We start from the raw sequence: 18,071 nt of genomic DNA, 5'->3' as shown, positions 1-18,071 counted from the left end.
GGGGTCGCCCACCGTCCGGCACCCGAAAGGCAGGATCCGGTTGTGAAGTTTGCCCTGGCAAGCTATGGGACCCGCGGCGATATCGAGCCCAGCACCGCCGTCGGCCGCGAACTGCTGCGCCGGGGACACGACGTCCGGTTGGCCGTCCCACCCAACCTGGTGAGCCTCGTCGAATCAGCCGGGCTGGAGGCGGTCGCCTACGGGCCGGACCAGCAGGAGGGGTTCTGGGACGTCGATTTTTTGCGCAAGTTCTGGAAGGTCCGTGAGGTGGTCGAGTCCTGGCGGGAAGTTCAGACGCTCTTGACGCAGTCCTGGGCGGAGATGAGTGCCACGCTGGTGTCGCTGGCGGACGGGGCCGACCTGATCTTTTCCGGGCCGGGCTTTCCGGGCGTGCCCGCCAATGTCGCTGAGTATTACGGCATTCCGCTGGCCACGATGCATTATTTCCCGATGCTTCCCAACGGTCAGCTCGCCCCGGGGGTGCCGGCGCCGGTGGTACGCACCGCCATGCGAGTGCTCGATTGGCCGCAGCGGTTCGTGACGAAAAAGGCCGAGGATGCGCAACGCCGCGACCTCGGGCTGCCCAAGGCGACGGGACCGGCGCCCCGACGGATCACCGCATGCGGATCGCTGGAAATCCAAGCGTACGACCAGGTGTGCTTCCCCGGGCTGGCCGCTGAATGGGCCAAGTGGAACGGCCAACGGCCGTTTGTCGGCACGCTGACGATCGAGATGTCCACCGATGCCGATGAGGAGGTCGAGTCGTGGATAGCCGCCGGGAGTCCGCCAATTTTCTTCGGCTTCGGCAGCACCGAGGTGAAATCTCCGGCCGAGACGATCGAGATGATCGCCGCCGCCTGCGCGCAACTGGGTGAGCGAGCGTTGGTGTGCTCGGGCTGGAGTGACTTCAGCGACGTGCCACATTTCGACCACGTCAAGGTGGTCGGCCCGGTCAACTACGCGACAGTCTTTCCCGCGTGTCGCGCGGTGGTGCACCACAGCGGCGCCGGCACCACGGCCGCAGGCCTGCGCGCCGGGGTGCCTACGTTGAGCCTGTGGAGCTTAGGCGATCAAAGAATCTGGGCCGGCCAGGTCAAACGTCTCAAAGTAGGTACCGCCCGGCCATTTTCGGCCACGACCCAAGAAACATTGGTCGGCGATCTGCGCGAAATCCTCGCCCCCGGTTGCGTCGACCGCGCCCGTGAGATCTCCAGCCGGATGACCAAGCCCGCCGAAAGCGCCGCCAAGGCAGCCGATCTCCTAGAGAATTTCGCTCGCGTGCCGGCGACGAACGATTAACCGACAGGAAGGCTGACTGCGGGATGAAATTTGCCCTGGCAGGCTACGGAACGCGCGGCGACATCGAACCTTCCGCCGCCGTGGGCCGTGAACTGCAGCGCAGGGGGCACGAAGTCTGCCTGGCTGTCCCGCCCGGCCTGCTGGATTTCGCCGAGGCAGCGGGTTTGGCGGCCGTGTCGTATGGGCCCCCGATAGAAGAATTTCTGGACGAGGATTTCCTGCGCAACATGTGGGCGAATTTCTTTCGCAGCGCATGGACGCTCAGCGGTCCGATCAGCGTGGTGCGAAAGATCTGGGAGCCCATCATTGTGCACTGGGCCCAGGTCAACAAGACGCTGGTGTCGCTGGCGGACGGAGCCGACCTGCTATCCACCGGCATCAATTTCGAGCAAGCTGCCGCCAATGTCGCAGAGCATTACGACATTCCGTTGGCCACGCTGCATCATTTCCCCATGCGGGCGAATGGCGAGCTCGTCCCCACCGTCCCGGCACCGCTGGTCCGCTCCTCGATGACGGCGATCGAATGGCTGTTCTGGCACTCGACCAAGAAGGTCGAAGACGAACAGCGACGTGAACTGGGCCTGCCGGAAGCAACAAGTCGATCGCAGCGACGGATCGCCGACCGGGGCTCGCTGGAAATCCAGGGCTACGACGAGGTGTGCTTTCCCGGGCTGGCCGCCGAGTGGGCGAAGTGGGATGGTCTCAGACCGTTTGTCGGTGCGCTGACGATGGAATTGACGACCGAAGCCGACGACGATGTCACGTCGTGGATCGCCGCGGGAGCGCCCCCGATCTGCTTCAGCTCAGGCAGCATACCGGTCGAGTCTCCGACCGAGTTGGTCGAAATGATCAGTGCGACCTGTGCGCAATTGGGCGAACGAGCACTGGTGTGCTTCGGCGGAACCGACTTCACCGACGTACCGCATCCCGACCACGTCAAACTGGTGGGTCCGGTGAATTACGCGGCGGTCTTCCCCACCTGCCGCGCGGCTGTTCACCATGGCGGCTCAGGCACCACGGCCGCAAGCATGCGCGCCGGGATCCCCACGCTGATCCTATGGAGCTCGGCCGATCAGCCGTATTGGGGAGCACAGGTGAAACGGTTGAAGGTCGGCGCCGCGCGGCGCTTTTCGACCACGACCCAAGAGACATTGGTCGGCGATTTGCGCGCGATCCTCACCCCGCAATGCGCCTCCCGCGCCCGCGAACTCGCTCCCCGGATGACTACCCCCGCGGAAAGCATTGGCCGCGCAGCCGATCTGCTAGAAGATGCCGCACGCAGAAAAGCGTCCGGCTAAGCGGCCGGCTTGATCAGCAGACCCTGCCCGGTAGGCAGTGCGCAGATCGGCACGCCCAATTCGGCTGCCAAGGCATCCATGGCGACGCGCTGTTCCTCGCGCCCGCGATTTGCGTAATCATCCAGCAGCACAAAGGCGCCCGGTGAAAGCCGCGGCCAAAAATGGCGTAGCGCAGCGATTTCCGGTGGCGCACAGTTCATATCGATATGGAGATAGGCCACCGTGCGCGCCTCGACTTGATCGAGTGTTTCCGGGACCGCGCCGACGATGATGCGCTGGTTTTGCCACTGTGCGAAATTGGCCCGGACACCCTCGACCCCACTGACATACATCCCGTTGCGGAGCTTGAGCTGGCTTCGCTCGACCTCGCCACCTTGGCGTTCCGCGTCGGTGACGAAGCGGGAATCGATTCCTGCGAAGGTGTCGAGGAGATAAAACGTTTTGCCCAGGCGATCCCAGTCGAGGTGCTCCATGATGGCGCTGCTCAAGAATCCATAACTGACGCCGCACTCGACGAAATCGCCGTCCAGCTTGCTCGCGTTCTCCGCCGCCCAGAGCCCGACGTGAACGCGCCACTGCCACTGATACCAGTCCGGGTCGGGGAGGGAACGCGCGCCGCGGTTGTAGGCGCGCTGAAACGCGGGGTCGTCCAAAAACGCGTCGTTGTGGAAGCTGATCAACCCGTCGCTTGCGTAGACATCGGGTAGCAGAGTGCGCGCGAGCCAATACTCAGTGCGCACCCACCACATCAGCAGGCGAGTCTTAGCGTCTAGACCGGTTGCCACGGCGGCAACCATAGCATTGGCGGGCGCCGCGCTTACGGCGAATCGGATGGGTTCGCCGGCAACCAATTTGACCTGTTGGCCGGCGACGTTAAAAGCAAACACGTTCGTAGGCACAGATTTCCAGCGAACGGCACTTGCCGATCATGCGGGCCGTGGATCCAGGCCTTAACGTTGTGTGGTGGTTATGGCTTGCGCCACAGCACACCGGTGCCGTCGATTTCCACGATCTCCGCGGATATACCGTGCTTCTCGCGGTAGTCGGCCACGGCCTGCTCACAGGCTTTCAGGGCGTAATAGTCGTCAATGATGCAAAAGCCGCCGGACGACAACCGCGGATAAAGCCCATCCAGGGCCTGAATCGTCGATTCATACAGATCACCGTCAAGCCTCAACACCGAAATCTGCTCAATCGGAGCATCACCCAACGTGTCCTTGAACCACCCCGGCAGAAAACGAACCTGATCATCCAACAGCCCGTAACGCTCAAAATTCGCCCGGACCTCAGCCTCCGAAACCCCCAGCACATTCGCGTGCCGGTGCAACCTAATCCCTTTATCCGCCTTGTAATTCACGGTATCCGGCGGAGGCACACCCGCAAACGAATCAGCCAGCCACACCCGCCGCGTCTCATCACCATAAGCGGCCAAAACCGCGCGCATCAGAATGGAGGCACCACCCCGCCACACCCCGCACTCGACCAGATCACCAGGCACGTCATCGGTGAGCACCGTCTCCACACAATGCTGCAAACTGGTCAGCCGCTGCATCCCAATCATCGTCAACGCATCCGCAGGCCAATCCAGGCCCCGATCCCGCGCATAGGCATTAAACGGCCGCTTACGCACCAACATGAAATTACGGGTATTGATCACGGGGCGCCCGAGCCGATACCAGCCCACCGGCACCAACTCATCCTGACCGTAACGAGTCAGGTCACGACGGAGCAGATCGAGGTACGCAGACCGCGAGTCGGTATCGGCCACGGTCACAACTGCCCCTCTCCTCGCATGCCAGAACTTCCAGTCATGGAGCCTAGACGCCCAGCGACGTCAGCAAAGCGTTTCACGATCTTTCATCAACCCCCGCCCGAACGGCGATCCCGACCCGCACTACCAGCCGGGGCTCGAGATGCCGTCCACGCCGACCTCAAGCATGCTAACCGAGTGCGCGGCGCGCCATACCCGTATCGGCGTGGTGAAGTGCAATGTCCGCTGTCCAACGCTTTCGCCGATCATGCAAAACGGCCGTTGCGACCAAAGCTCTCCAGGAGGTCGGCTGCGCGGCTGACGCTCTCCTCGGGTGTAGTCATCCGGGTCGCGAGTTCGCGCGCGCGGACCGCGTACTCCGGAGCGAGGATCGTGCGCAAATCCTCGACCAGCGTTTCCTTGGTGGTCCCGGAAAATCGGCGGCCGGCCCCCACCTTCAGCTGTTTGAGGTGACCGCCCCAGAAAGGTTGATCGCCCGCGGTCCAGAGGATCAGAGCCGGAATTCCGGCGCGTAGGCCCGCGGCCGTGGTGCCCGAACCGCCGTGGTGAACCACCGCGCGGCACAGGGGGAAGGTCGCCGCGTAGTTCACCGCGCGCACCACCTTGACGTGGTCGAAATGCGGTACGTCGCTGAAGTCACTCCAGCCTGCGCAAATCAGCGCTCGCTCACCGAGCTGTTCGCTGGCCGCGCTGATCATTTCGATCGTGTCGGACGGCGACTCGCTGACCGGCATGCTGCCGAAGCCGAAGCAGATTGGCGGGGTGCCCGCGGCGATCCAGGAGGCGGCTTCCTCATCGGCGTCCGTCGTAAGGCCCATCGTCAGCGTGCCGACAAAGGGCCGCCGATCGCCCCATTTGGACCATTCGGCCGCCAGCCCCGGGAAACAAACCTCATCGTATGCCTGGAGTTCGAGCGAACCGAGGTCTGCGATCCGTCGCGGCGAAGACGATACGGTCTTATGCAGGCCAAGTTTGCGGCGCTGCTCGTCCTCGGCCTTCTTGTTCATCCGCCAGACAAGCCAGTCGTAGGCCGTCATTCCGGCACGGACCATCGGCCCCGGCAGGTTCGGAATGAGTTGACCGTTGGGCCGCATCGGGATGTAGTGCAGCACCGCCATCGGAATGTCGTAGTACTCCGCGATGTTCACGGCGAGGTCCTGATAGAGCTGACCGGTGAATAGCACGTCCGCCCCAGCGGTGAGCGCCGTGAGAGTCGTGCTCATGTCCGTCCAGGCGCGCAGCACGGGCTCCCACGCCTCGCGCACCATCTTGATCGGTCCCCGGATCGTCCAGAGCTCGCGGCGAAGATCCGACCAAAAGTTCCGGAGGAACTCGTCGTCCCAGAAGGCCTGCATATCCGGACCGTACGAGACCGCCGACAGGCCAGCGCCCTCCGCGAGGCCGATCAGGTTGGGCGGGATGGCCATGCGCACTTCGTGCCCTCTGCGCAGCAGTTCCCGACCCGCTGCGAGGGACGGCTCAACATCGCCGCGAGTTCCATAACACGCCAGAGCAAATTTCATCGCGAGGCTAGCTCTATCACTTCCCGCCGACCTAGGCAAGCTCAGGCTAGCGTGTTAACCCCTGGTTTACACCGGTCTTTCCCGGTTGACACCGACTTGAAATTCGCTGTTGCCACGGAAAAATTTCGCGTAGCCAGGTTGCTGGCTCGCGTTTTCTATCTGAAGATGTGCTGGAAAGCCAAAGGTGTTCTGCCGCTTTATATTCAATTAACGGGCGCGGTCGGCAAAGCTCTGAGTACATCGTTGGCGGGATCGGGCCTGTCATCACATAATAGGCGGTGAACCGCATTGCTTAGGCGTAATGCTTGCCGCGAGCGAAGTTTTCCACCAGATCGGCGGCGGTGCTGACGCTCTCGGCTGGCTTGGTCATCCGGGCGGCGAGCGCACGGGCTCTGGTTGCGTATTCCGGGTCAAGGATACGGCGCAGGTCCCCGACCAGCGATTCACGGTTAGTACTCGAAAAGCGGCGGCTGGTACCAACTTTCAGCTTTTTGAGCTGTGCTCCCCAAATCGTTTGGTTAGGATCCATCGAGAGAATCAGGGTGGGAACCCCTGCGCGCATACTGGCGGCGGTGGTTCCCGAGCCGCCATGGTGCACGACGGCACGGCAAGCGGGAAACACCTTCGCGTAGTTGACCGCGCCCACTACCTTGACGTGGTCGGAGTGCGTGACACCGCTGAAGTCGCTCCAGCCGGCGCACACCAATGCCCGCTCACCCAACTCCGCGCAGGCCGCACTGATCATCGCAATGGTGTCAGCCGGCGATTCCACGGGCATGCTGCCGAATCCGAAACAAATCGGCGGCGTTCCCGCGGCAATCCACGATGCAACCTCGTCGTCGACTTCAGTCGTCAACTCCATTGTCAGCGTGCCGACGAAGGGGCGGTGGCCGTCCCATTTCGCCCATTCGGTTGCCAACCCCGGAAAGCAAGCTTCGTCGTAGCCCTGGATTTCCAAAGATTGGCGTTCGGCGATCCGTCCCGGAGAGGGACGGGTTGCCTTCGGTAAGCCGAGTGCGCGGCGCTGTGCGTCTTCGACCTTCTTGTTCAGGCGCCAGCAGAACCAGTCGAATGCCGTCATCGCATAGCGAGCCAGCGGCGCCGGGAGAATCGAAACGACCTGGCCGTTGGGCCGCATCGGGACGTGATGCAGCGTGGCCAACGGAATGTCGTAATACTCAGCGACATTGGCGGCGGGCTCCTGGTAACTGAGACCGGCGAACAGCAGGTCGGCGCCCCGCGCCAACGACACCAGCGTGGTGTTCATCTGAGTCCAGCACTGGTCGCTGAGCTCCCACATCTCGTGCCACAACTCTTTCAACCGCCGGACCTGCCAGAACCTGCTGAAGAAAGACGTCCAGAAGTTGCGATACACGTCCAGCCAGGTCCGCGTGTCCAGCCCGTACGGGACCGCCGTTAGCCCTGCCGCCTCGACGAATGCGATCAGGTCGGGCGCAACGGCCATCTGCACGTCATGGCCTCTGCGCTGCAGCTCGCGGGCGACGACGAGAGAGGGCTCGACATCGCCTCGAGTTCCATAGTTCGCCAGCACGAATTTCATTGCGGGCCAGACCTTAACGTCGTGTGGTGGTTATGGCTTGCGCCACAGCACACCGGTGCCGTCGATTTCCACGATCTCCGCGGATATACCGTGCTTCTCGCGGTAGTCGGCCACGGCCTGCTCACACGCGCTGAACACGTGGTAGTCGTCGACGATGCAAAAGCCGCCGGACGACAACCGCGGATAAAGCCCATCCAGGGCCTGAATCGTCGATTCATACAGATCACCGTCAAGCCTCAACACCGAAATCTGCTCAATCGGAGCATCACCCAACGTGTCCTTGAACCACCCCGGCAGAAAACGAACCTGATCATCCAACAGCCCGTAACGCTCAAAATTCGCCCGGACCTCAGCCTCCGAAACCCCCAGCACATTCGCGTGCCGGTGCAACCTAATCCCTTTATCCGCCTTGTAATTCACGGTATCCGGCGGAGGCACACCCGCAAACGAATCAGCCAGCCACACCCGCCGCGTCTCATCACCATAAGCGGCCAAAACCGCGCGCATCAGAATGGACGCACCACCCCGCCACACCCCGCACTCGACCAGATCACCAGGCACATCATCGGTGAGCACCGTCTCCACACAATGCTGCAAACTGGTCAGCCGCTGCATCCCAATCATCGTCAACGCATCCGCAGGCCAATCCAGGCCCCGATCCCGCGCATAGGCATTAAACGGCCGCTTACGCACCAACATGAAATTACGGGTATTGATCACGGCGCGCCCGAGCCGATACCAGCCCACCGGCACCAACTCATCCTGACCGTAACGAGTCAGGTCACGACGGAGCAGATCGAGGTACGCAGACCGCGAGTCGGTATCGGCCACGGTCACAACTGCCCCTCTCCTCGCATGCCAGAACTTCCAGTCATGGAGCCTAGACGCCCAGCGACGTCACCTACGCATTTCACAGTTTTCTCTCATCCCTCTTCACCGGCCAGCCTTCGCCGTCCGCCAGCAACTATCAGACGCCGTTCACACCAACACTTACCGGAGGATGTTGACGGTTCGGCCTCGAACACACGTGAGGCGCAGCAGCAATCGCTGACGGCCCCTAGGTTTGTTCATGCGGCAACCAAAATACCCAATCACCCCCGCCCGCGTGCCCTAACGCGTGACGCAAACGGCTCTGCCGCCCGGCAGCCAGCCGTCAGGCTAGCGAGGCCGGCCGAGCTTGCCCAAACCGGTGATTTCTAGGCTGACGGACTTGCGCGACCCGACGGCGCCGAGCAGAAAAAGCACGTCGCCTATTGGGGCCCCCAACCAGAACCGCCAGAACGGCTTGCGGAAGCAGATCAAGGCAAAGCGCCCCTCCCCCAATAGCCAGAAAATTGGAATCGCGACGGAGTAGTACAGCATGCGCATCCACCGCGATTGCACCATTTCGATATTCATTTCCATCATTTCGAGGCCCCACGCGCGGTAATTCCATTCCAGCTCGTAACGGCTCTGGAACTCATAGAACGCCCGCATTTCACCGTTGGTGACCAGGTACTCGTCGAAGACGAGAATGGATCCCGGTACGAAGTTGTCCTTGCAGGTCTCTAACGCGTGCAAGCAACTCTCGTACGTGTCCAGATCCATGTGGAAGAGCCTGATCGGGGCACCCGGGTGCTCGGCAAGGAATGGCGCCAGCGTGTCGTAGGTGCTTCCCTTGATGAACTGCACTTTCCGGCCGAGCGCAGCGGGCAAGCCGTCCTCCTGGAACACCACGCCGGTGTCTCGGATAAAGCGCTGCGCGAAGGGATCCGACAGCGAAAAGGTTCCACGCTTGACGACTTGGTCTTCGAGTTTCCAGTCCTCGACCAGGCCCTCGAAACTATCGAAGCCGTACACCATCCGGCCGCTGGCATCAGATATGAGTCGCGTCGACCAACCGATCCAGACACCGAGATCCAGCAGTAATTCGTCGGAATCCCCCAGCGATGGCCCGGCCAGGCTCGCTGCTTCCAACAATAATGTGTGGCCACGGATGCGGCGTCGCCGCAAGTCGGACATTGTGCGGCTGATAAAAGCACGGTATCCGTCGTCATAAATCCTGGTGTCGCGTGCATACAAGTTGGGGATGTAGCGATCGCACCCGGGATAGGCAATGCGCGCAATCACCAGCGAAACTAAGAGTACGCCAATCGGGACGAGCAGGACCGGCAGATAGAAACACGCCGCAGCCACGATGAGCGCGATGGCAACGAGGATCGCCCTCCACAGACGATGAACGGTCGTCCGATCCACTGTCTGCCTGTCGACTGCCACACCACCCACCGGATCACCTCCCTGTTCTTGGGCTAGACTAAAGCGAATCACCCCGATTTATTGAATGAATCACTCGATTGCTTCGAATCGGCCCGCATTCCCCACATCTGCTGCGCGAACGTTGCCACGGCATCTCCAGGCCGGTCGGCAGTCCCTTTGCCCGGCCGTAGCAGCCGCCTTCAGCGCGGCAGTCGATGAATACTCCGCCCGGGCTGCCAACAATGGTCACGACTGCTCACCGCGGTGATTTGGTGGCTTCGGCGTCGACTCGTGTGCACGGTCCTACGGCTTGAAGCGGGATCCCGTCAGGGCCGTTCCGCATGCTGTGCAACTGGACGCTCGGGTTCAAGCGTGGGACCACTTGCTGCTGAGGAGGTTTCGCGCTGCTGGCCAATCCATTCCAGCAGTTCGCGCAGTCCGTCGTCGAGCGTCCAGTTGGGACGCCAATCCAACGCTGCTTTCGCAGGCTCGATGTCACAGCTGGCGGCACGCACGTCACCATCACGGAATTTCGCTACGACGACCGGTTCCGGAGCACCGCAGACGGCGCTGATCGTTTGCGCCAGCTCATGGATCGTTGTCGGGGTTCCCGATCCGATGTCCAGGCAGCGTGGCTGCGGCGCGGGTTGCTGGACCGACGCGAACAACGCGTCGATCACGTCATCGACGTACACGAAATCGCGCACGATCCGACCGTCTTCGTAGACCTCGAGCGAGTGGTGCTCACGTGCCAGCCGTGCGAAGAGAGCAACTATTCCGGTGTACGAGTTGGTCAGCGACTGGCCCGGCCCATAGACGTTCTGCAGGCGCAGCACACTCACCTTCGTGTCATGCGCGGTGGCCCAGGCGGCCAATGTGTGCTCCTGGGCGAGCTTGGTCGCCGCGTACACGTTGGTGGGCCGGGGTTCGGTCCGATCTGCGCAGCTCGGAAGTGGTACCGCACGTTCCCCCGTGGGGCCTTGCGGATCCCAGATGCCGGCTGCCAGCTGAGCGTGGCTGCGCGGTCGCGGATAGAAGATTTGTGTGCCGCATTGCCAAGCACCCTCGCCGTAGACAGCCCTCGACGACGCCAGGACAAGCTGATCGGGCACGATCCCCGAGCGGCTCAAGGCATCGAGAAGCTGGGTGGTGCCCACCACATTGACCAAGCCGTGGCGCGTCGCCTCGGAAAGCGACTGTGCCGTTCCCGTCTCGGCCGCCAAATGGACGACCTGGGAAGGGCGGAACAATCGAAGCACCGCATCCCAGTCGGGTGCGTGGGTGACGTCGCCCGGGAACAGCCGCACCGATGTCGGCAGGTCGATCGCCTGACCCGCGGCGTGCACCTGTGGGTGCAGGACATCCATCACTGCGACGTCATAACCCGCCTTGACCAGGCGCCGCGACAGTGCAGACCCGATGAATCCAGCTCCACCAGTGATAAGCACGGATTGTGACAAGAGCCGACGTCTCCCGTTCGCCTGGGCGGTGGTACGGACACATGCGTTGCCGAGAATGGTTCCGTCGATCATATCGATGACCGGCACCGCGCTAGCGGCGAATCGCAGGCTGCCATGCCCGCTTCATTCGCCGAAGACCGGTCAGCCGACGGCGGCGTCGGGCGCGCTGAATGGCGCCCCGTATTCGACGACGGGCCGGAAACCGCGCTTGCGGGCTTTCCCGACGCCCACCCGGAGCAGGTTGCCCAACGTGGCCACCCCGGAGTGATCCAGCACCAGGAAGGGCGACAACAACCGGTTGTGCACGAACGCGAACGCCAGCCCGGACGCGGGATCGGCCCAGCCGAACGAGCCACCCATGCCGACATGCCCAAAGCCCGGCATCACGTTGCCGAACGGCACACTGTGATAGCCCAGGTGGAACGACAACGGCACAAAGATGTTGCGGTCCCTCTTCAGGCTTCGGCGCCCGGTCAGGCCCGCCACGAGCTCCTCCGACAAGAACCTGGTGCCGTCGATCTCTCCGCCGTTGGCGATGGCGCCATACATCCGCGCCAAGCCGCGAGCCGTCGCTACCCCGTTCGCCGCCGGCATTTCGGCGTCCAGCAGTGCAATATCGCCCTGCACGGCAGCCATGACGCCGCGGAAATACAAAGAACGGAATCCGGGCGACAGCCGGGTGGCGACCTTGGTTGCGACCGAGCCGATGGCCGGGTTACCGATGATGCTCTGCGGCATGATGATCTCGGCAACGCGCGTCGGGGACCCGGCGGGCGGGCGGCCCAGGTGCATGCCGTCAGTGCGCAGCGGCTCGGCCAGCTCCTCGCGAATCAGCTGGCGCATGCCTTTGCCGGTCACCGCCCGGGCCAGGCCCGACATCAGCCAGCCGAAGGTCAGCGCGTGATAGGCCGGTTTGCCCAGCAAACGACCGGGCGGAGCCGCGGCGAGCCGCTCTTCCATCACGAGGTGATCCAGCAAGTCTTCCTGAGTCGCGCCCCGCAAACCCGACAGTCCAGCCCGGTGCCTCATCACCTCACGCACGGTGAGATGCGCCTTGCCATTGGCGGCGAACTCCGGCCAGTACTCGGCAACGGGTTCTTCGTAGTCGATCAGCCCCCGATCGGCGAGCCGGTGGATCACTGTCGCGGCCATGCCCTTGGTCGCCGAGAAAACCATCGGTGCCCGGTCGGCCGTCCAAGGCACCTGGCCAGCCCGGTCCGACCAGCCCGTCCACACGTCAACCACGGGTTGGCCGTCGAGGTAAACCGCCAACGCGCCACCGCCGAAGCGGCGACCGGGGAACATACTCGAGAAACCGCGTACAACGCACGAAAAGTTTGGGTCCGCCGCACCGAAAACACGATGACCTGCGTCAGGGGCATCGTGGGAGGGGTTCGTGCGGTGGTCGACCCCGTTGTCTACCGTCACAATTTTTGAATTTACTTTCTATCGGCCTGTCGGAGGGTCAAACACGGATTAATTTACCGTTCCGTTAGCGGGACGCCGCGTCTAGTATTTGCTGGGCCGCCATCGCGGGTGTCAGCTCGCCCCCCTTGACTTGCCGCTCCACGTCGGCCCGCATCTTGCGTACCGCCGGGTTGGTCAGCACCCGGTCCAGGACCGTGTCACGGACCATCTGCCAGGTCCAGTCGACCTGCTGCGCTCGCCGCCGGGATTCGAACTCCCCGGCCTCGGTGAGCACCTCGCGATGACGCTCGACGGTGTCCCACATCTCGGTCAGGCCCGTGCCCTCCATCGCACTCATCGTGAGAACCGGTGGCCGCCAAAGGGTTTCGCGGGGATAGATCAGCCTGATCGCCGACGAGAGCTCCTGAGCCGCTTTACGCGCCTCGGGCAGGTGGTCACCGTCGGCCTTGTTGACCACCACGATGTCGGCGAGCTCCAGCACGCCCTTTTTGATGCCTTGCAGTTGGTCGCCGGCGCGCGCCAAAGTCAGCAGCAGGAAGGTGTCGACCATGTTGGAAACGGTCACCTCGGACTGGCCGACTCCGACGGTTTCGATGAGGATCACGTCGAAACCGGCCGCCTCCAGCAGGACGACGGTCTCCCGAGTCGCCTTTGCTACGCCACCCAACGTCCCCGACGTCGGCGACGGCCGGATGTAGGCGGCCGGGTCCGCCGCCAACCGCGACATCCGGGTCTTGTCGCCCAGGATCGAGCCGCCGGTCCGCGTCGAGGAAGGGTCGACCGCCAGGACCGCAACCCGGTGGCCGCGGTCGATCAGATGCATGCCGAGTGACTCGATGGTGGTGGACTTTCCCACCCCGGGGACCCCGGTGATGCCCACCCGATGAGCGTTTCCGGAGTCGGGCAGCAATTCCAGCAGCAACTGCTGCGCCCGCTCGCGATGGTCGGCGCGGGTGGACTCCAGCATCGTGATGGCCCGCGGCAGCGCCGCGCGATCGCCGCCCCGAATGGCTGTGGCCAGTTTGTCGACCGCGCCGTTTCCTTCGGATGTCATCGAGCCCACCGGCAGACGGTGAGACACGACGTATTGCCCGCCCCTGAGTGACAATTCGGGCGCGAAGGGCTGCGGCACTCCGGACGACGGCCGAGTTGTCGCTCAGAGGCGGGCAAAATGAGCTTCTTCCGTTGCGGTGACCAGTGTGGCCGAGGTGACCATTGCGATACGCCTAGCTGAGGTCGTAACCCAACCGCTCGGCGAGCTTGTTCAGCAACCCGATCGCGGCGTCGGCTATCACCGTTCCCGGCGGGAAGATGGCGACGGCCCCCGCGGCGTAGAGCTCGTCGAAGTCGCCGGGCGGAATGACGCCCCCGACCACGACCATGATGTCGGAGCGCCCGACCTCGGCCAGCGCGTCGCGCAGTGCGGGCACGAGGGTCAGGTGTCCGGCGGCCAGCGAGGACACCCCGACCACATGCACATCGTTGTCGGCGGCCTGGCGGGCCACCTCCTCGGGTGTGGAGAACAGTGATCCGACGTCCACGTCGAACCCGATGTCGGCGAAGGCCGTCGCGATCACCTTTTGACCGCGATCGTGACCGTCCTGGCCCATCTTGGCCACCAGGATCCGGGGCCGGCGGCCGTCGGCCTCGGCGAACTTCTCGACTAGTTCGGTCGCGCTTGCCATGTTCGGAGCCTTTCCGGCTTCGTCGCGATAGACGCCGGCGATCGTACGGATCTCCGCCTGGTGGCGGCCGTACACCTTCTCCAGCGCATCCGAGATCTCCCCGACCGTGGCTTTGGCCCGCGCGGCGTTGATGGCCAGCGCCAGCAGATTGTTGCCCAGCCCGTCCTCGCCGGCCCGGCCGTGCGCGGCGGCCGCCCGGGATAATTCGGCCAGGGCTGCTTCGACGGCTTGGGAGTCGCGGCTTGCCCGCAGCTCCTTCAGTTTGGCCAGCTGTTCGGCGCGCACCCGGCTGTTTTCGACCTTGAGGACCTCGACCTCCTGGTCCTCCTCGACCTGGTACTTGTTGATCCCGACCACCGGCTGGATCCCGGAGTCGATCCGGGCCTGGGTGCGCGCGGCGGCCTCCTCGATGCGCAGCTTGGGAATGCCGTCGTCGATGGCCGCCGCCATACCGCCGTGCTCGGCGACCTCGGCGATGTGGGCCCGCGCCCGCTGCGCGAGCCGATGGGTCAGCCACTCCACGTAATACGAGCCACCCCACGGGTCGATCGGCCGCGTGGTACCCGACTCCTGTTGCAGCACCAGCTGGGTGTTACGCGCAATCCGGGCCGAGAAATCGGTGGGCAGCGCCAGCGCCTCGTCTAGCGCGTTGGTGTGCAGCGACTGGGTGTGCCCCTGGGTCGCGGCCATCGCCTCGATGCAGGTCCGGGCGACGTTATTGAAGGCGTCCTGTGCGGTCAACGACCAACCCGAGGTCTGCGAATGTGTGCGCAGTGACAGCGATTTCGCGCTCTTCGGGTCGAATTGGCTGACCAGCTCGCTCCAGAGCAGACGGCCCGCCCGCAGTTTGGCGACTTCCATGAAGAAGTTCATCCCGATGCCCCAGAAGAAGGACAGCCGGGGCGCGAACTTGTCGATGTCCAGGTCGGCATCCAGCCCCGCCCTGATGTAGTCGACACCGTCGGCCAATGTGTAGGCCAACTCCAAATCCGCTGTGGCGCCGGCTTCTTGGATGTGGTAACCGGAGATCGAGATGGAGTTGAACTTCGGCATCTTGGCGCTGGTGTAGCCGAAGATGTCGGAGATGATGCGCATCGACGGCTTCGGCGGGTAGATGTAGGTGTTGCGCACCATGAACTCTTTGAGGATGTCATTCTGGATGGTGCCGGCCAGCTTCTCCGGCGGCACCCCCTGCTCCTCGGCCGCCACCACGTAGAGCGCCAGGATCGGCAGTACGGCGCCGTTCATCGTCATCGACACCGACACCGCGGACAGGTCGATACCGTCGAACAACTGCCGCATGTCCAGGATGGAATCAATTGCCACACCGGCCATTCCGACGTCGCCCTGAACTCGGGGATGGTCGGAGTCGTATCCGCGGTGGGTAGCCAGGTCGAAGGCCACCGACAAGCCCTTCTGGCCGGCTGCCAGGTTGCGGCGGTAAAACGCGTTGGACTCCGCGGCGGTGGAGAAGCCGGCGTATTGGCGGATCGTCCACGGCTGATTGACATACATCGTCGGGTACGGCCCGCGCACGAAGGGCGGCTCGCCGGGAAAACTGTTCAGTGGGTAGCCGTCGGCCTCGACGGCGGCGCGATCGGCGGCGATGTAAACCGGCTTGACGTCGATGTCTTCCGGCGTATGCCACACCAGCTGATCGGGCGTATACCAGTGCGCGGCGGCGGCCGCGGCGACGTGCTCGTCCACGGCGGCTTCGGTGGGCTGCCGGCCCGCGCGATCACCGTTCAGCGGGATGTCGGCGAAACTGCCGATCACAGGAGTAGACGTTGTCATCGTGTTACGCCCCCAACCGAGTGAGCAAATCCGAAAGCGCTTCGATCGCATTGATTTTGGCCGTCAGGTATTCGTCGGGCCGGTGCTCCGGATCGGTATCGGCGACGGCTTTTTCCGGCCCGGCCAAATAGACCCGCGATACGCCCGCGTTGCGCGCCGCGTCGACGACCCCGGCCACCTCGATGCCGTAGCGCTTGTCGGTTCCGCAGATCACCGCGACAGCGGGCGATCCCGCATCGGATACCGCCGCTGCGACACCGTCGGCGTCCAGCGTGCCCGGATTGACCGCCTCGATGCCGCCCGACGCCAGCAGGTTCGCCGCGAACGTGGTGCGGATGTTGTGCTCGGCCAGCGGGCCCAGCGGAAGCAACAGCGCCTTGGGGCGTGAACCGGTGCGCGCCAGGAAGGCATCCGAGCGATCGCGCAGCGCCTCGAATCCCGCGGCATAGCGGTGCAAGTTCCCGACATCGGGCTGACCGATCGAATCACTGTGCGGCAGTGCAGGTTCGGATAGGTTGGGAAATTCGTTGACGCCGGTGATCGCCGTGCGGCGATGCGCGATGTCGTCGGCACGCCGCGCGGCGATACCGGCGATCTGATCGGCGATGTAGTCCCGTGCGTCGACGAATCCACCGCGGGACTCGACGGCTTGGAAGTGTTCCCAGGCCTGCTGGGCAAGCTGTTTCGTGAGATCTTCGACGAACCACGATCCGCCCGCCGGGTCCAGCACCCGACCGACGTGCGACTCCTCCAACAGCAGCAACTGGGTATTGCGCGCGATGCGTCGCGCGAAGCTTCGTGCCGTGCCGGGAAAGCCGCCGGGAATCGCGATGTCGAACGGGAAGACCAGTACGGTGTCGACCCCGCCGACACCGGCGCCGAAGGCGGCCAGCGTGCAGCGCAACATGTTCACCCACGGATCGCGCTGGGTCATCATCGGCAGCGATGTCTCCGCGTGCACGATCGCCCCGCCGGCGTCGGGTTCCCCGACGACCTCCGCGACGCGTGCCCACAGTTGACGCACGGCGCGCATCTTGGCGATCGTCATGAACTGGTCGTCATCGGCGGCCAACCGGAAACTGATCTGGCCCAGCGCCGTTCCGACCGGAATTCCCGACTCGGTGAGCACCCGCAGATAGGCCACCGCAGCCGCGATAGCGGCGGCCAGCTCCCACGTCGCGTTGGCGCCAAGGTTATGGAAGGCGGGTCCGTCGACGGTGATCGCCCGCACGCCACGATCGCCGGCCACTCGCGAAGCGACCGCGACGACGTCGTCGATCGCCGGCGCGGGACGCCCGCTCAGTGCGGCGGTCAACGGGTCGGCACCCAGGTCTACCGACAGGGTGGCGCGCTGGTCGGATTCGACATCGGCTACCAGCGCCAGCATCGCGTCGGCTGCCGCCGCATAGTCGCCGCCGGCCTCGAGGATGATCGGCGCCATGCTCAGGTAGACGCCTGCGAGGAGCCCGCCGAGCTCCTGCGGTGCCGCGCCGTCCTCCCCCACTCGGATCAGCAGGGCGCTGACGCCGTCGCCGAGCGCGCCCAGCACGGCCGCGTTGGCCTCAGCCGCGGAGGCTCCCGCGGTCGGAAACGCCTCCACGACCTTCCAACCGGATTTGACGTCGCGGAAGGGATCCCCGCCGCGCAGGTAGGGCCACTCGCCTGGCAGCGACGGCTCGGGCAGCTCGTCGAAAGCGGTGTAGAGCGGGCGGACCGCGAACCCGTCGTAAGTCGGGGTGTCCAGCAGCTGCTCGGGTTGGTCCCCCAACTCGGCGGGTTCCTTGCGGGCGCTCTTGGCAAGCACACCGGCAACCGCAGTGCGCCAACGCTCGCGGACCTGTTCCAGGCCGGCGAGCTCGGGTACATCAATGGACACCGACTGCTCCTGTTTTCGCAGCTATTGGCAACGTTGCTTGAGGTTGGCGAGCAACACTCGACTTGCTAATCAGGCTAAATGATCGCCCCCGTTGCCAAAAAACGCGGGGTGATCGGATCGGCGAGGTCCGCGGCGAAACGC

13 protein-coding genes are annotated in these 18,071 nt (G+C 64.0%); 2 read left to right on the top strand and 11 right to left on the bottom strand.

From position 1 onward, the window contains the following. Nucleotides 1-42: 42 nt before the first annotated feature. Together OK015_RS13290 and OK015_RS13285 are read left to right on the top strand one after the other, a co-directional pair. The gene (locus tag OK015_RS13290; protein ID WP_268132077.1) at nt 43-1,299 is read left to right on the top strand and encodes a glycosyltransferase; all 1,257 of its coding nucleotides are present in this window, start codon (nt 43-45) and stop codon (nt 1,297-1,299) included. Between the two features lie 23 nt (nt 1,300-1,322). Further along, complete coding sequence (locus OK015_RS13285; protein WP_268132075.1) at nt 1,323-2,597, top strand: glycosyltransferase; 1,275 nt, start codon at nt 1,323-1,325, stop codon at nt 2,595-2,597. On the opposite strand, the gene OK015_RS13280 is transcribed toward OK015_RS13285, so the two are convergent. From OK015_RS13280 to mutA, 11 genes are all read right to left on the bottom strand, one after another. Beyond that, entirely contained in the window at nt 2,594-3,394 is an 801-nt protein-coding gene (locus OK015_RS13280) for a TylF/MycF/NovP-related O-methyltransferase (protein ID WP_268132704.1), read from the bottom strand. The two genes, OK015_RS13285 and OK015_RS13280, sit on opposite strands and share 4 nt — an antisense overlap. 170 nt (nt 3,395-3,564) lie before the next feature. Continuing rightward, nucleotides 3,565-4,371: a TylF/MycF/NovP-related O-methyltransferase gene (locus OK015_RS13275; RefSeq protein ID WP_268132073.1), complete on the bottom strand. Its 807-nt coding sequence runs from the start codon at nt 4,369-4,371 to the stop codon at nt 3,565-3,567. A gap of 242 nt (nt 4,372-4,613) precedes the next feature. Beyond that, complete coding sequence (locus tag OK015_RS13270; protein WP_268132070.1) at nt 4,614-5,891, bottom strand: glycosyltransferase; 1,278 nt, start codon at nt 5,889-5,891, stop codon at nt 4,614-4,616. A 292-nt stretch (nt 5,892-6,183) separates the two neighbouring features. Further along, nucleotides 6,184-7,452 (bottom strand): glycosyltransferase, encoded by a 1,269-nt coding sequence (locus OK015_RS13265; protein ID WP_268132068.1) that lies wholly within the window; start codon nt 7,450-7,452, stop codon nt 6,184-6,186. 30 nt (nt 7,453-7,482) lie between these two features. Then, a complete protein-coding gene (locus OK015_RS13260; RefSeq protein WP_268132066.1) occupies nt 7,483-8,289 on the bottom strand; it encodes a TylF/MycF/NovP-related O-methyltransferase in 807 nt (268 codons plus the stop codon). A gap of 321 nt (nt 8,290-8,610) precedes the next feature. Further along, nucleotides 8,611-9,708 (bottom strand): class I SAM-dependent methyltransferase, encoded by a 1,098-nt coding sequence (locus OK015_RS13255; protein WP_268132702.1) that lies wholly within the window; start codon nt 9,706-9,708, stop codon nt 8,611-8,613. Nucleotides 9,709-10,013: 305 nt separating this feature from the next. Next, the gene (locus tag OK015_RS13250) at nt 10,014-11,135 is read right to left on the bottom strand and encodes an NAD-dependent epimerase/dehydratase family protein (RefSeq protein WP_268132700.1); all 1,122 of its coding nucleotides are present in this window, start codon (nt 11,133-11,135) and stop codon (nt 10,014-10,016) included. Nucleotides 11,136-11,288: 153 nt separating this feature from the next. Then, a complete protein-coding gene (locus OK015_RS13245) occupies nt 11,289-12,575 on the bottom strand; it encodes a serine hydrolase domain-containing protein (protein WP_268132064.1) in 1,287 nt (428 codons plus the stop codon). 64 nt (nt 12,576-12,639) lie between these two features. Beyond that, the gene (meaB, locus tag OK015_RS13240; protein WP_268132062.1) at nt 12,640-13,629 is read right to left on the bottom strand and encodes a methylmalonyl Co-A mutase-associated GTPase MeaB; all 990 of its coding nucleotides are present in this window, start codon (nt 13,627-13,629) and stop codon (nt 12,640-12,642) included. A 172-nt stretch (nt 13,630-13,801) separates the two neighbouring features. Further along, on the bottom strand, nt 13,802-16,054 hold the full coding sequence (scpA, locus tag OK015_RS13235; RefSeq protein ID WP_268132061.1) for a methylmalonyl-CoA mutase: 2,253 nt from the start codon (nt 16,052-16,054) through the stop codon (nt 13,802-13,804). Nucleotides 16,055-16,058: 4 nt separating this feature from the next. After that, nucleotides 16,059-17,930 (bottom strand): methylmalonyl-CoA mutase small subunit, encoded by a 1,872-nt coding sequence (gene mutA / locus OK015_RS13230; RefSeq protein ID WP_268132059.1) that lies wholly within the window; start codon nt 17,928-17,930, stop codon nt 16,059-16,061. Between the last annotated feature and the right edge of the window lie 141 nt (nt 17,931-18,071).

The organism is Mycobacterium sp. Aquia_216 (assembly GCF_026723865.1).
Lineage (GTDB): Bacteria > Actinomycetota > Actinomycetes > Mycobacteriales > Mycobacteriaceae > Mycobacterium.
Note: the sequence above shows the minus strand (reverse complement) of the source record. Positions and strands in the feature narration are given on the sequence as shown.